12 protein-coding genes and 2 tRNA genes are annotated in these 15,624 nt (G+C 50.0%); 7 read left to right on the forward strand and 7 right to left on the reverse strand.

The features are described 5' to 3' along the window. Positions 1-2: 2 nt before the first annotated feature. The 4 genes from rsxB to OCL06_RS11115 form a co-directional block, all read right to left on the reverse strand. Positions 3-572: an electron transport complex subunit RsxB gene (rsxB, locus tag OCL06_RS11100; protein ID WP_262994512.1), complete on the reverse strand. Its 570-nt coding sequence runs from the start codon at positions 570-572 to the stop codon at positions 3-5. Continuing rightward, positions 572-1,153, reverse strand: a complete 582-nt coding sequence (gene rsxA, locus OCL06_RS11105; protein WP_262994514.1) for an electron transport complex subunit RsxA — start codon at positions 1,151-1,153, stop codon at positions 572-574. The genes rsxB and rsxA overlap by 1 nt, the downstream gene beginning before the upstream one ends. 331 nt (positions 1,154-1,484) lie before the next feature. Continuing rightward, a tRNA-Asn gene (locus tag OCL06_RS11110) sits at positions 1,485-1,561 on the reverse strand. 23 nt (positions 1,562-1,584) lie between these two features. Beyond that, positions 1,585-1,661 (reverse strand) — tRNA-Asn (locus tag OCL06_RS11115). Positions 1,662-3,118: 1,457 nt separating this feature from the next. Here OCL06_RS11115 and OCL06_RS11120 point away from each other — a divergent pair. From OCL06_RS11120 to OCL06_RS11135, 4 genes are all read left to right on the forward strand, one after another. Next, positions 3,119-4,495, forward strand: a complete 1,377-nt coding sequence (locus tag OCL06_RS11120) for an MATE family efflux transporter (RefSeq protein ID WP_505606710.1) — start codon at positions 3,119-3,121, stop codon at positions 4,493-4,495. Next, entirely contained in the window at positions 4,492-6,507 is a 2,016-nt protein-coding gene (gene uvrB / locus OCL06_RS11125) for an excinuclease ABC subunit UvrB (protein ID WP_262994516.1), read from the forward strand. The genes OCL06_RS11120 and uvrB overlap by 4 nt, the downstream gene beginning before the upstream one ends. 310 nt (positions 6,508-6,817) lie before the next feature. Beyond that, positions 6,818-7,768 (forward strand): transposase, encoded by a 951-nt coding sequence (locus OCL06_RS11130; protein WP_262994518.1) that lies wholly within the window; start codon positions 6,818-6,820, stop codon positions 7,766-7,768. 213 nt (positions 7,769-7,981) lie between these two features. Continuing rightward, the gene (locus tag OCL06_RS11135; protein WP_262994520.1) at positions 7,982-8,908 is read left to right on the forward strand and encodes a LysR family transcriptional regulator; all 927 of its coding nucleotides are present in this window, start codon (positions 7,982-7,984) and stop codon (positions 8,906-8,908) included. A gap of 283 nt (positions 8,909-9,191) precedes the next feature. Here OCL06_RS11135 and queC read toward each other — a convergent pair whose 3' ends face one another. After that, the gene (queC, locus tag OCL06_RS11140; RefSeq protein WP_262994522.1) at positions 9,192-9,851 is read right to left on the reverse strand and encodes a 7-cyano-7-deazaguanine synthase QueC; all 660 of its coding nucleotides are present in this window, start codon (positions 9,849-9,851) and stop codon (positions 9,192-9,194) included. A gap of 60 nt (positions 9,852-9,911) precedes the next feature. Between queC and queE the strand changes: the two genes are divergently transcribed. The 3 genes from queE to OCL06_RS11155 are packed head-to-tail and all read left to right on the forward strand — an operon-like array spanning position 9,912 to position 11,912. Next, on the forward strand, positions 9,912-10,619 hold the full coding sequence (gene queE, locus OCL06_RS11145) for a 7-carboxy-7-deazaguanine synthase QueE (RefSeq protein WP_262994524.1): 708 nt from the start codon (positions 9,912-9,914) through the stop codon (positions 10,617-10,619). A gap of 16 nt (positions 10,620-10,635) precedes the next feature. Further along, on the forward strand, positions 10,636-11,043 hold the full coding sequence (locus tag OCL06_RS11150; RefSeq protein ID WP_262994526.1) for a hypothetical protein: 408 nt from the start codon (positions 10,636-10,638) through the stop codon (positions 11,041-11,043). Beyond that, entirely contained in the window at positions 11,043-11,912 is an 870-nt protein-coding gene (locus OCL06_RS11155) for a transporter substrate-binding domain-containing protein (protein ID WP_262994528.1), read from the forward strand. The genes OCL06_RS11150 and OCL06_RS11155 overlap by 1 nt, the downstream gene beginning before the upstream one ends. A gap of 43 nt (positions 11,913-11,955) precedes the next feature. Here OCL06_RS11155 and asnB read toward each other — a convergent pair whose 3' ends face one another. Further along, a complete protein-coding gene (gene asnB, locus OCL06_RS11160) occupies positions 11,956-13,629 on the reverse strand; it encodes an asparagine synthase B (RefSeq protein WP_262994529.1) in 1,674 nt (557 codons plus the stop codon). Positions 13,630-13,922: 293 nt separating this feature from the next. Then, positions 13,923-15,575 (reverse strand): M28 family metallopeptidase, encoded by a 1,653-nt coding sequence (locus tag OCL06_RS11165; protein ID WP_262994531.1) that lies wholly within the window; start codon positions 15,573-15,575, stop codon positions 13,923-13,925. Between the last annotated feature and the right edge of the window lie 49 nt (positions 15,576-15,624).

Below are 15,624 nucleotides of genomic sequence, written 5' to 3' on the forward strand. Positions count from 1 at the left end.
AATTACGACACCATTTTTACCGGGATATCGCCTTTGGGCGAGTCTGAAAAATCCCATTTCCAGGACGCTGTGGTTGGCGTCAGGGGAACCATATCGATACAGTCAACCGGGCAGGGGTCGACACACAGATCGCAGCCTGTGCATTCGTCAACAATGACAGTGTGCATGTGTTTTGCTGCACCTAATATGGCGTCCACCGGGCACGCCTGAATACACTTAGTGCAACCAATACACTCATCTTCCCGGATAAAGGCAACTTTTTTGGTATCTTCCTCACCATGGGCTGCATCCAGCGGCTTGGGTTCAACGCCCATAAGATCTGCCAGTTTCTTTATCGTGGTTTCACCCCCCGGGGGGCATTTATTAATTTCGTCCCCATTGGCGATGGCTTCCGCATAGGGGCGGCAACCGGGATAGCCGCACTGGCCACACTGAGTTTGCGGCAAGACTTCGTCTATTTGGTCTACCAGCGGATCGCTTTCCACCCGAAAGCGGATACTCGCATAGCCCAGCGCCAACCCAAACGCGAGCGCCAGAAGGCCTATTGCAATCAGACTCATCGTTATCGTCATCAGAATTTCACCAATCCACTAAAACCCATGAATGCCAGTGACATCAGTCCGGCAGTGATCATGGCGATTGAAGCACCCCGGAAAGCCACCGGGACATCTGCCGCGGCCAGGCGCTCTCGCATTGCCGCAAATAAAATAAGCACGAGGGAGAAGCCCAGAGCAGCACCAAACCCGTAAATCAGACTCTCCATCAGGGTATGTTGCTCGGTGAGGTTGAGCAGTGCTACGCCTAGCACAGCACAATTGGTGGTGATCAGCGGCAGAAAAATGCCCAGCAACCGGTAAAGGGTAGGGCTGGTTTTATGCACCACCATTTCGGTGAATTGTACCACTACGGCTATTACCAGAATAAAGGCTAACGTGCGCAGGTAGCCGATACCAAGAGGCTGCAGCATGTAGGTTTCTACCAGGTAGCTGGAAACAGACGCTAATGTGAGCACAAACGTGGTGGCCATAGACATGCCGATGGCGGTCTCCAGCTTGCTGGATACCCCCATAAACGGGCAAAGTCCTAAAAACTTTACCAATACAAAATTATTTACCAATACTGTGCCGATTAACAGTAATAGAAAATCTGTCATGTAACTGCCTGGTTTCCCGTAACGTCGTCACCGCTGCATGCTGCTGACTCATACGGCCTCTGCAAAAGAAGATTACGAGAGACCCGGACGATTACTGCGCGGTGATATTACGATAGGTTTTTAATGTAAGCTGCGCATTATGCGCATACCGGGTGAGCCCGGTTTAGCTTCGTGCGTCCTTTACCCTCATTCGGGGTGCAGGTAAACATCGGTATTATCGCTGTTTAGGCGTCGAGAAACAACTTGCGCGCCGCCACTTTACAATGAAATTCAAAGAAATATGTAAACTAAAGCGATGTAGAATTTTACGAGAGACCAAAGGTAGGGAAGGTGGCTCCCCCTCCCCGACTCGAACGGGGGACCTGCGGATTAACAGTCCGTCGCTCTAACCAACTGAGCTAAGGGGGAATCTTACCTTTGGTGTGAAAAGTTGGCTCCCCCTCCCCGACTCGAACGGGGGACCTGCGGATTAACAGTCCGTCGCTCTAACCAACTGAGCTAAGGGGGACCTGCTTTTCAACGAGGGCGAATATTAAAGAGCATCCGTATCGCTGTCAACAACCCACATGACTTTTTTATTTCAACTGAACAAAAATTGTATTTTTGACGCTTATATGGCTAATTTTAAATCAACAGCGAAAAATATATGGTTACTTTATGCCCACATTGGCGATTGCTGAGAATTAAAGAGAAATGTTAGTGCGGCGTAATGGAATTCTATAAATATCACCGGTTATGCTTTTAATCGTTATTATTATATCAAAAAGCTATTAAAATACCTTTGATCACTGTTTTTAAATACAGTTGTTCATAAAAGTGTAACCTGTCCACGTCAGACAGGCGGTTAGTCATCACTTACATATTTTTTAGTGAATGAGCCAGTAATTCCCGCCATTGCTGGGTTTAAGCCACTTATCCACTAAAACTGTGGATAAGTATGTTGATAGCTCTCCGGAAGAATGCAGCTGATACAGCTCCCTATCGCCTTCTCCAGTAAGGATCACTTTTAAGTTAACTGTTTTGTTTATTATTTTCAGTTGCTTATTGAATCATTTTAGATCTGGGGATGATCATATTTGCGATCAGTTGGACAATAAATAGCTTGTGTGTTAATTCCCCGCCCTGAGGGATAATTAACCATGGAAACCGACAAATTCACGGCTGTCCAACATTAATTTAACGATTGGTTGTTAGCTACCCAACTTTACGTTGTCTATTTTCTCTAAAGGCGGGCGTCGCCAATTTCCTACAGTCTGTTAGTTAACTAAGGGAATCGTTGCTGGTAGTTAGAAAGAAACCGTGCATGGTCAAATAGTAGTCAGCAATAATCATTTTCAAAAGATAACTTAGATGAATATGCACTACGGCGTATTTATCACACTATGGACACCCACATACAATCAAGTTTGTTCATCGTGCGCAATTCCACTCATGGACACCCACCCCCGTGAATTCTGGACACCCACTGTTTTAGTAACAACCAAAAGGTCCAAATTGAAGTTAATTGCACAGTCACTCAGCGTTTACTGCACCACTTTCGCAGGTAAACGCGTAGTGTGGGAACTACTGACGGTAAGTTTCATCAGGTGATTGAATAAAAAAGTGGACAGTCACACTTTTGCAAACGCCCCAAGGAAACCCGTTGAGTAACCAATGTATAGTTGGATAACTTCATAGAAAGCACATGAAAGAGGGTGGGTGGCCATGAACATTGACCGGGCAGACGTGCAGTGTGAAAGTTGTGTGGGTGTCCATTCTTTTTTAGGTGTAGGGGTTAATTTGCACTGTGCGGCACATATTTGGACCTACTTCATGGTAGAGCTGACGCAGGTGCTTTAAACTAGCTGGTTCAGTAGCCTTCGCAGGATAATGAGGGCTTATCAGAAATGGTGGGTTCAATGCATAGCCTCATGGTTGACGGCGCAATTGCACAGCTCCCGGTTAACCGCAACAAAGTGAGTGATAGTGAGCAAATCGCAGTCTTCTGATCGCAATTCCAACCTTACTGAGGGTGACATAAGCCAAACACTTCGACGCATGACCATACCCATGATTTTGGGCATGATCATGATGATGAGCTTCGGACTTATCGATACGTTTTTTGTCAGTCTGTTAGGGACCGACCAGCTGGCCGCAATCAGTTTTACTTTTCCGGTAACCTTCACTGTCATAAGTCTGAATATAGGGCTTGGGATAGGCACTTCGGCAATTATTGGTAAATTGCGTGGTGCGGGCGAAATGACGCAATCAAAGCAGCACGCCACAGGGGCACTTATTTTGTCCTTTTTATTAGTGGGACTGCTTGCCTTATTGGGCTTTTTCGGCATCGACATTATTTTCCGGGCACTTAATGCCACCGACAACCTGATGCCCTATATCCATGATTATATGGGGATATGGTATCTATCGAGTATATTTCTGGCTCTCCCAATGGTGGGTAACAGTGTACTTCGCGCCTGTGGTGACACTCGTACCCCCAGTATTATCATGGCGGCCGGGGGGGGACTGAATGCGTTGCTCGATCCTCTTTTAATCTTCGGCTGGGGCCCGGTACCGGCGATGGGTATACAAGGCGCGGCACTGGCCACGTTTATCGCATGGCTGGTGGGGGCAAGCTGGATCCTTTATTTGCTGGCTGTGCGCAGAAAACTCATCCTGCCGCGTTTTTTAACCTTAGCTGAGATGCGGGAAAGCAGCCGGGATATTCTCAGGATTGGGTTACCTGCCGCTGGGGCCAATATGCTCACGCCTGTTGCTGGCGGCGTCATGACCGCGGTAGTAGCAAGCTATGGTGCAGAGGCCGTTGCAGCATGGGGAGTAGGAAACCGCTTGGAATCTATCGCCAGCATTGTGATCCTGGCCTTATCAATGACACTGCCCCCGTTCATTAGCCAGAACGTGGGCGCAGGGAATATTAATCGTGTTCACGAAGCATATAGCCGTACGTTAAAGTTTATTCTGATATGGCAACTGGCCGTCTTTGTGGTGATGTGGCTGTTATCAACCTGGATAGCCGCAGCTTTCGCTAAGGAACAGGCGGTAGCAGAACTGATTGCATTATTTTTAGTGATCGTGCCGCTGGGTTATGGAATGCAGGGGATCATTATTCTCACCAACTCATCACTTAATGCAATGCACCGGCCGATGTCTGCGTTAACCCTCAGTGTCATCCGCCTGTTTGTTTTTTACGTACCAGTGAGCGTGGCAGGAAGTTGGCTGTTCGGGCTGAAAGGCCTGTTTTGGGGCACAGTAGTGGCCAACCTGGCCATGGCGGCCGTGTCATATCTGATTTTTACCCGTGCGATAAGCGCACAATATAACGAGGGATCAACAACAGCATGAGTAAAGGTTTCGAACTGGTTTCACACTATCAACCTGCGGGCGATCAACCCAAAGCCATTGAGTCGTTGGTGGACGGCCTCGAAAGCGGCCTGGCGACTCAGACATTGTTGGGTGTAACCGGATCGGGGAAAACCTTTACGATGGCCAACGTAATTAAGCAGGTTCAGCGACCTACGCTTATTCTTGCACACAATAAAACGCTGGCTGCGCAATTGTATGGAGAGATGAAAGATTTCTTTCCTAACAATGCGGTGGAGTATTTCGTTTCTTATTATGACTATTACCAGCCTGAAGCGTACGTGCCAACCACTGACACTTTCATAGAAAAAGACGCCTCAATCAATGATCACATCGAACAAATGCGCCTGTCAGCCACGAAAGCGCTGATGGAAAGGCGAGATGTTGTCATTGTAGCGAGTGTGTCCGCTATATACGGATTGGGCGATCCTGAGTCCTATATGAAAATGCTATTGCATCTGCGTCAGGGCGACACGATGGATCAGCGGGACATTCTGCGTCGACTGGCTGAGTTACAGTACAAACGTAATGACCTGGCGTTTGAACGGGGTACCTTCCGAGTGCGTGGCGACGTCATTGATATCTTCCCGGCTGATTCAGAAAAGCAAGCGGTGCGGGTAGAGTTGTTCGACGACGAAATTGATAAAATCAGTCTGTTCGATCCGCTGACCGGTGCGGTGGATAAATCCGTCGTACGCACAACCGTCTTTCCAAAGACCCACTATGTCACCCCCCGCGAAAAAATTCTGAACGCTATAGAGCGTATTAAAGAAGAGCTAAAGGAGCGCAAAGATCAGCTCCAGGCTGTAAATAAACTGCTGGAAGACCAGCGTATTACCCAACGAACTCAATATGATATCGAGATGATGCTGGAGCTTGGGTATTGCTCAGGCATCGAAAACTATTCCCGCTACCTGTCCGGTCGCGCCCCGGGCGAGCCACCACCAACTCTGCTGGATTATTTTCCAGCTGACGGGCTGATGTTTATTGATGAGTCACATGTGACTGTCTCGCAGGTAGGCGCCATGTATAAAGGCGACCGTTCACGCAAAGAAACGTTGGTTGAATATGGTTTCAGGTTGCCCTCCGCGCTGGATAACCGCCCGCTCAAGTTCGAAGAGTTCGAGCAGATTTGCCCCCAGACAGTGTATGTCTCTGCGACGCCGGGCGCCTATGAACTGGAAAAATGTGGTGGTGATATCGTGGAGCAGGTAGTACGGCCTACTGGTTTACTCGATCCGGTAATCGAAATCCGTCCGGTAGCGACGCAGGTGGATGACGTGTTATCGGAGATCCAGAAGCGTGTAGAGCTTGACGAACGGGTATTAATAACCACGCTGACCAAACGTATGGCTGAGGATCTAAGTGAATATTTGAATGAACATGGCGTGAAAGTGCGCTACCTTCATTCCGATATCGATACAGTGGAACGTATTGAAATTATTAGGGATTTGCGACTGGGTAAATTTGACGTTCTGGTTGGCATTAACTTATTGCGGGAAGGGCTGGATATGCCCGAGGTATCGCTGGTGGCAATCTTAGATGCGGACAAAGAAGGGTTCTTACGGGCGGAACGCTCACTGATCCAAACGATAGGCCGCGCTGCACGACATGTGAACGGGCGTGCGATCATGTACGGAGACGTTGTGACCAAGTCGATGCAAAAAGCTATCGATGAGACAGATCGCCGTCGTGCGAAACAGATTGAGCACAATAAGGCCAATAACCTCACACCGCAGCGTTTGAATAAACCTATCACTGATATTATGGATGTCGGTGACTCTGCTCACCCAGCCTCCGGTAAGGTGCGCATGCGGAAGGTGGCAGAGAAGAAAAAACAGCAACAAACTGCCAGCGCCACAGACCTTATGGAACGAATCACTACTCTGGAAAAACAGATGTTTGAACATGCGCGAGAGCTTGATTTCGAAAAAGCAGCATCACTGCGAGACGATATTGAGGAGCTGCGTAAGCAGGTAGTGGCACTGTCATGATGTGCCATCAGTAATTCAGCAGTAACTCAGGACACCCACCTTTTTCAGCTGTAGTTTACGGCCGGGATACTCACCGGCCGTACACTACATTCTATGAATCTCCCACAGCGCGGCAGCATGAGTTAAAACCGAGACACCCACCTGCGATATACAGTCATTCACCCTCGCATGTGTATAGGCATGGTAGCGACCGAAAGGCAGTACGCGTGATAAAAGTTGTGACTGTCCTACCTTTGATTACCTTACTTAGTACAGCTGACGTGCAGTCCTTTCGGGCGCAAAATCTAATTTTATTTCGATGAAGTTCGTTATGCCCAGACCCAGAAAGAGCCTGATAGATTTATCTGCCACACCTTATTATCACTGCATATCCAGGTGCGTGCGCCGGGCATTTTTGTGTGGGCAGGACACCATTACAGGCAAAAGCTATGAACACCGCAGGAAGTGGGTAGAAGACAGGCTCTTATTTTTGGCCCGGGTGTTTGCCATCGATGTGTGTGCTTATGCGGTCATGAGCAACCATACCCATGTGGTTCTTCATGTGAACACTCGGCACGCAGAAAGTTGGACAGAGACAGAGGTTTTGCGCCGCTGGCACAAGCTGCATAAAGGGTTACCTTGCTGCCACAATTTTATAGACAACAGATTGCGACAATCATTATCGGAAGCAGAGCAGCAAACGGTAAAAAGCTGCATCGCCATATACCGGTCTCGCTTACAATGCATCAGCTGGTTTATGCGGTTGTTAAATGAGCCTATCGCCCGACAAGCGAACCAGGAGGATGAGTGTACGGGGCGATTTTGGGAGGGCCGCTTTAAATCACAGGCCCTGCTTGACGAATCCGCTCTGGCTGCCTGTATGGCATATGTGGACCTGAATCCTGTTAGAGCCGGCATCGCCTCATCGATAAAAACGTCATCGCATACCAGCTTGCGTCTTCGTATGGCAAATGATCCTCTCCAAGGAAAGGTATTGCCACTTATGCAGTTCTTTGAACACACCAAACCCTCTGTCAGAACAACTTTGCCGTTTGCATTCGAGGAATATCTGGCTCTGGTTGAACAATCACTTCCCCAGCAACCTTCGATAGCGTCGGGTGCTAGGCGCTTTGCGGAGGTAAACTTACTGGATCGTCTTGGAGTCTCTACTGAGCTTTGGTGCGCGTGGCTCACTGCTATAGAGACCCATTTTGGTACAGCAGTGAGTCGTACCATTGCATTTAGACGTTTAACGACCGGTGAGCTTCGACGCACAGGCTAGACTCAGCACCTGCCGCAGATGTATCCAAACACTACGTAGTATGGCAGGTGCATCACGTTCGGTATAGTAAGTGATAACCCAAAAGCTGAGTGGCCACCCACTTCTTCAGTTGTGACACGCGTATAATCTTGAAATTTGTGATTGTAATCGCAAACACAGTTGCCTATTATGCTAGCTTGAGTATCCATAACTATACCTATAACTGGTGCCTCCATGTTGAACCGACTGCAAGAATCCGATATCAAATTACTTCGCGTATTTTACGCGGTGGCAAGTTGCAATGGCTTCACGGCTGCTGAACCTGTATTACGGATGCAACGGCCAAATATCAGTGCGGCGATTAAGAAACTCGAAGAGCGCTTGGATCTGGTGCTATGTCACCGGGGCAGGGGTGGCTTCCAGATGACAAAAGAAGGTGAAGTGGTTTTCCAGGAAACTAAGCGCATCTTCAACGCCTTTGATAACTTCGTTTTCAACCTCAAGTCTCTCCACGACGATTACTCCGGACATATCACGTTAGTGATGATGGCGGGGTTGCCATTATCTGTTCATCTGGCCGTGAGTAAAGCGGTGAAGAGTACGATGAAAAAGTTTGACGATATCCATGTAAATATACAGACCCGACTGTATAACGAAGTGGAGCACGTGGCACTTTCGGGAGAATGTCACCTGGTAGTGTCCACCTACGATATGGTGAAGCCCGAATCTGTAACGTTTCATCCTATCGGTATTGAGTGTGAGGGGCGCTTATACTGTGCGCCTTCCCATCCACTGGCCAAATACCGCGACACCGATCTGCCTGCAGAGGTCAAAATAGAAGATTACCCGGCTATTGGTATATCGGGACTGTCGTCAGCCAATTACATTGAAGGTGATCGTCGACTGGCTATTCAAACGTTTTCAGACTCTTACGATGCAGCAATGTCCGCGATGATGACCGGTGAGTATGTAGCTTTGTTGCCGGACTACATGGCCAAAGAGCAAGGTGCAAGCCTGGGCTTGGTGCCTATTGCGCAGGGAAGTTTGTTTACGTTTCAGCATGAACTGTTTGTCATGAACGGTAAAAACACGCGCCTCAACCCCGTACTTCGGCATTGCATTAAAGAATTATCCTACTTCATTTCAGAAAGCCAAAAGTAACTAACAATATGCATTGTGAGAGCACGACCCGGCGTCGCGCTCTCACATATAGCGCACAGTGTTACCTTAGTTCCACAGGATACTTCTTCCCACTTCATTAAGGCCTAAACCAGCCCGCCAGGCTAACTATCCCTACCAGCAGCTGTGACTGTCCTACTATAAATGACTGTCCATTTCATAGGCGCTAACCAAAGTCGCCGTATAACTGTGGCTGTCCAAATCTAGCTGTGACTGTCCAGTGAGTTGTGTGAGTGTCCACCGCCGGGGAGCGGCGGCGGAGGCATTAACTTTCGTATTCGAGGGGGTCGTTGGCCTGGTTATCGCGAAATGCTTCCAGCCGCTCCTGACAGGCTCCGCAACTACCGCAGGCCTTCTCTCTGCCGTTGTAGCAGGTCCAGGTCTGGCTGTAATCCAGGCCCATGTTCAGGCCATCGGTAAGTATGGCTGTCTTACTGTCTTTCAGGTAAGGCGTGACAATTTCTACCGGCGTGTAATTGGCAATGCCACACACGTCGTTCATGCGCTGCACAAACTCCGGGCGGCAATCCGGGTAAATAGCGTGGTCACCGGAATGGGCGCCGTAATACACCTTCTCTGCCTCCAGGCTAACCGCATAGCCCACCGCCATCGAAAGTAAAATCATGTTGCGGTTCGGAACCACCGTCTGCTTCATGCTGGGCTCTTCGTAATGGCCTGCTGGTACCTCAATATCTGACGTTAATGCAGACCCGCCAATCAACTGATTAATGGCAGAAATATCCACCACCTTGTGGGGCACGTTAAGTGATTCACACACCCGGGCGGCATAATCAATTTCTTTCTTATGGCGTTGGCCATAATCGAACGTGAGCGCATACGGGGCTTTGCCCTCGCGTAACGCGCGGTGCAAAACGGTAAATGAATCCATTCCACCGGAATAGATAACAACAACTTTTTCAGACATAGTGAGTAAAAGTGAGGAAATTATCCCGGAATTTTATGTGATCCTTGGTAAAATCCCAACATGATATTGCGATTGGATAACCCTGTGAGCCATTTCTCCACCCTAAAAATCAACGAAATGTTCGAAACCATTCAAGGCGAAGGCGCCCATACCGGCGTGCCTGCGGTGTTCGTCCGCCTGCAGGGCTGCCCGGTAGGATGCCCATGGTGTGATACCAAGCATACCTGGACGCTGGATGACGCGCTGGTAACCACCGCGGATAATGTGCTTAAAAAAGATGCGGAAAGTGAAACCCATTTCGCAACTGATGCAAAGGGGCTACTGGCGCTGTTCGAACAGGAAGGGTACGTGGCAAAACACATTGTCATTACTGGCGGAGAGCCCTGTATGTACGATTTACGCGATCTGACGACGCGGCTGCACGCACGGGGCTATACTACTCAAATAGAAACCAGTGGCACGTATGAAGTGCTGTGCCACGCCGATACGTGGGTCACCGTATCACCCAAAGTGGAAATGAAAGGTGGCTACGAGGTGCTGACATCCGCTTTACAGCGTGCCAATGAAATTAAGCATCCGGTGGCGATGGAGAAACACATCGAAGAACTCGATACTTTGCTGGCGCGCCTGGATGACATCAGTCAGGTTCAGGTGTGTCTGCAACCTATCAGTCAGCAGGCCAGAGCCACAGCATTGGCGGTGAAGACTTGTATCCAGCGAAACTGGCGTCTATCGTTACAGACACACAAGTACATTGGTATTGAATAACCGGTAAGGGATTAATATGACAGCAGAAGTCCGGGCGTTTTTCCGCCACATGGCCGATGCACTGCAGCAGGGCGATATCGGGGCTCTGGAAACCATGTTTGGGCGCCCTACGGTATTTGTGACTGACGGCGAAAAAGAAGCCTGCCTGTCGGCAGGGGCCATTCGTGACAAGCTGTCGGGATTCATTCATATTGCCAGAGAACACCTGGGGCTTAGTTTACACATTGAGCTGATACAGTTAATGAAGCTGGCCGACGATACCTACTTCGCCCAGCTAAACTGGCAGTGGAAAAATGCCAAGCAGGAGGTGATCAGGCAACGGGTCAGTTCCTTCACGTTGCATCAACAAGCCGGCGCGTTGAGCGTAGTGGTCTGCGTGGTGGATAAGCCCCAGCTGGTAAACAGCGAGAAGGTGGCTTCCTGATGCGTCTTACCCTGTTGTTACTGTTTATACTTATCTGGAGCGGCAGCACGGCGGCTGCGCTGTGGACCATCACCTACCCTCGGCCTTTATCTGAGGCTGACTTGCGGGATGAATACCCCCGCGCACTGCTGACTCTGGCACTGGAAAAAACCGGAGTTAAATACGAACTCAAACCCTCGGAGCGTATCTTGTTGCAAGGCAAGGCACTCCGCCAGTTACGGGAGAACCGCGAAGTCAACGTGGTCTGGAGTATGACGGACAGTCAGCGCGAAAAGGATCTGCTGCCTATTCGTATTCCTATTGCAAAAGGCTTGATCGGCTTACGTATATTTTTGATTAACCGGCAGCGCAGTGGTACGTTCCGTTCGGTTGATTCAGCCCGCGAACTGGTAGGGCTGGCGCCTATTCAGGGGGAGGAGTGGCCCGACACGAAAATCCTGCAGGCCAATGGCTTTAACGTTATTACGGTACCGGACTACCCGGAAGCTATGGAGCTACTGGCCAGCAACCGCGGTGACTTTTTTCCCCGTTCGGTGATTGAAGTGAATAATGAACTGGAGGAGGCCGGACGTGATCCTGATATAGTTCTGGAGCCGCGACTGGCTATTCACTATCCCTCGGCAATGTACTTCTTTGTGAACCGGGGTAATCCCACGTTAGCACGGCTGATTGAAACCGGGCTCAGGCGAGCCCTCGATGACGGCTCGTTCGACGCCCTGTTTATGTCAACTCATGAAGAAATTCTCAACTCGCTGAACCTGCCGCAACGCCAGATTTTCACAATGGAAAACCCACTGATGCCACCGCAGACCCCATTGGGTGATTCGAAATTATGGCTGAAAGTAAGCGACCTGAGCGAAAACGAGTGATAGGCAGGGAAGGGCAGCAGCACCGCAGCGCTGCTGCTGAGTACTAGTGGCTGTTACCAGCGTGTACCCCTTTCATTGAACGGCCTGACGGATCGGCGTTCGATTTAAAGCTCTCATCCCACTCCAGTGCCTCCGCGGTACTGCAGGCAATAGATTTACCCCCAGGCACACAATGGGCAGCGCTTTCCTGTGGGAAGTAGGCCTCGAAGATAGTCCGGTAGTAATACCCTTCTTTGGTATCCGGGGTGTTAACCGAAAAACGGAACTCCGCGGTGGCCAGTTGCTGGTCAGTCACTTCGCTGTCCACAAAATCCCGAATGGAGTCAATCCAGGAGTATCCAACCCCGTCACCAAATTGTTCTTTCTGACGCCATAAAACTTCTTCTGGCAGGGTTTCACCATTGTCGAAGGCTTTGCGCAGGATCCATTTTTCCATCCGGCCGTTGAGACACATTTTATCGTCCGGGTTTAACCGCATAGCCACGTCAATAAAGTTTTTATCCAAGAACGGTACCCGGGCTTCTACCCCCCAGGCTGATGTCGCTTTGTTGGCGCGGGCACAGTCGAACATATGCAGCCGCTCCAGTTTGCGAACGGTCTCTTCGTGAAACTCTCTGGCGTTGGGGGCTTTGTGGAAATACAGGTAGCCACCGAATATTTCATCAGCACCTTCGCCACTGAGCACCATTTTAATCCCCATCGCTTTAATCTTCCGGCTCATCAGGTACATAGGCGTGGCGGCACGGATGGTGGTGGTGTCGTAGGTTTCAAGGTGGAAGATAACGTCACGTATGGCGTCCAGGCCTTCCTGAACAGTGAAATGGATCTCATGGTGCACGGTGCCAATCATCTCCGCGACCTGCTTAGCGGCTTTGAGGTCCGGCGCGCCTTCAAGGCCGACAGAAAAGCTGTGCAGGCGCGGCCACCAGGCATCGGATTTATCTTCATCTTCGATGCGTTTGGCTACATACTGTGCGGCTACCGCAGAGACCAGCGACGAGTCCAGGCCACCGGATAACAGAACCGCATAGGGTACATCCGACATCAGGTGCGATTTTACTGACTTTTCGAATGCTTCACGCAATTCCGTTAAGTCAGTTTTATTGTTCGCCACATTGTCGTAATCCATCCAGTCACGCTGATAATAGCGGGTCAGCTTGCCGTGTTTGCTCCACAGGTAATGGCCAGGAGGGAACTCCTTAATGGTTTTGCACACCGGCGCCAGTGCTTTCATTTCCGACGCTACGTAGAAGTTGCCGTGTTCATCGTAGCCGGTGTACAGCGGGATAATGCCCATATGATCCCGGGCAATCAGGTAGGCGTCTTCTTTGGCATCATAAAGAACAAATGCAAACATGCCTTCCAGCTGATCGATAAAGTCTATGCCGCGCTCCTGAAACAGTGGGAGAATGACCTCACAGTCGGAGCGTGTTTTAAACTGATAATCGTTGGTCAGATCGGCAGCCAGGTGCTTATGGTTATAAATCTCACCATTAACGGCCAGAATTCCATTGCCATCCTGACTGATCAGCGGCTGCGCGCCGGTGTCGACATCTACAATCGCAAGGCGCTCGTGACACAGAATTGTATTGTCATTATTCCAGATACCTGACCAGTCGGGGCCGCGATGGCGCAGCAGTTTGGTTAAATCCAGAGCTTGTGTTCTTAGTTCAGACACGTCGGTCTTGATATCCAGGATACCGAAAATACCACACATAAAACGAGTTCTCTCTTGTCACTTGTTGAAAAATTCAGGCGATTTTCTGTCGGATCTCGCGGGGAGATAGCGGTGGTGTTGTTATTGTTTTATGTTGCGTCACACGCGTGTCTTTGAATGTGCCAGCATGAGGAAAAATTGCAAGCGGAATCTCGTGCCATTTTGGAATCATGTACGAAGACCGGGTGGGGAGCGCAGGCAGGCGGGTGGGTGAAATGGCGTGCTTTATTTTGCCGCACAAATAAAAAAGCCAGTCTCGGTGGCTGGCTTAACTTAAATACTACAACGCGTTGTTACTGACGCTGGAATTCGCTGCTGTCTTTCCATTGTGGCCAGTCTTCGGCATTGGCTATCTGGTAGCCTACATCAAATAGCAGTTGGGTGTCCTGGGCGATGCCGCTCAGATCCCAGTTGTCGCGATAATGGTCACATACCTGGTGATAACAACCGTTTACAATCACGTTCATGCGCTTGCGGTATGCGGCCGTTTCCTCGTCAGCGGGTTCGCTGCCACCTTTTGCGTACAATGCCGGCACCCCTTGCTTGGCAAAACTGAAGTGATCAGAACGATAGTAATAGCCTGCTTCTGGTTTATCTTCCTGGGTCAGCGTGCGGCCCTGACGTTCGGCAGCCACTTTCAGGTTGTCTTCCAGGTCAGACTTACCCATTCCCACCACGGCGACGTCTTTGGTTTTACCCAGCACATTCATAGCATCCATGTTGATATTGGCGATGGTGTTTTCAATCGGGATGACAGGATTGTTGGCGTAAAACTTAGAGCCCAGTAACCCTTGCTCTTCGGCGGTAACCACCAAAAAGCTGACGGAGCGCTGTGGGGCAGGGCTTAACTTTGCGAAGGCGCGGGCCATAACAAGTGTGGCTGCGGTGCCGGTGGCGTTATCATGGGCACCGTTGTATATCTGATCGCCCTCTTTAGAGGTATCTTTACCCAGGTGATCCCAGTGCGAGGTATAGATCACGTGCTCATCAGGCAGCTCGGCACCGGGAACGGTGGCAAGCACGTTGTAGCTTTTCGACTTCTTGAAGGTGTTTTTTACCGTTACTGATGCAGTCACATCCATAGGTTTGGAGTAGGGGCCCTGCATGGCTTTGGCTTTTTCTTCAAAGTAGTCCAGGCCAGCATCGGCAAACACTTTCTGTGCGGCGTCTACGGTCAGCCAGCCTTCCATGGCCACCCGGCTGGCACCACCGTCTTCAGTGACCAGGCCATATTGAGGCCCACTCCAACTGTTTGCCACCACCGACCAGGGGTAACTGGCGGGGGCTGTTTCATGCACAATCAGTGCGCCCGCGGCACCCTGACGGCTGGCTTCTTCATATTTGTAGCTCCAGCGGCCGTAATAGGTCATGGTAGTTCCCTGGAATTTGCCGCTGCCCGGATTTTCAAAGCCGGGATCATTAATCAGTATGACCACGGTTTTGCCTTCAACATCCAGCCCGTCGTAATCGTTCCAATCGTATTCAGGCGCATTCACCCCGTATCCCACGAACACCAGCTCAGAGTCGGACAGCGCGACTTCCGCCTGCTCACGTTTAGAGGAGGCGACCATGTCTTCTTTGTAATTAAAAGTGTTGTCGCCAATGGTCATGACCATATTGGGGTCGGCGTTAATTTCCATTAGCGCGACTTCTTGCAGGAAGCTATCTCCGTTGCCGGGCTTGAGGCCGGCAGCTTTAAACTCGCTGATAAGGAAGTCGAGGGTTTTCTTTTCTCCGGCCGTGGTGGGCAGGCGACCTTCAAATTCGTCGGAGGCAAGAGTTTTTAACGGCGGGCGAATATCATCTGCGGTGATATTGGCGTAAATTTCTTCGAAGTTATTGATGTCCTGCGCTACATTTCCCTGGTTTTCAGGATCTTCGGCAGGCGAGCATCCGGTAAGTGCCACGGAGAGCGTGGCTGCCAGTGGCAAAAGAATTTTTTTCATTGTTAGTCTCTGTTTGCTCTACAATAGACAGCCAGTATAGAGAAATCCA

The sequence above is a fragment of the Alteromonas salexigens genome (assembly GCF_025628895.1).
GTDB classification, from domain to species: Bacteria; Pseudomonadota; Gammaproteobacteria; order Enterobacterales; family Alteromonadaceae; genus Alteromonas; species Alteromonas salexigens.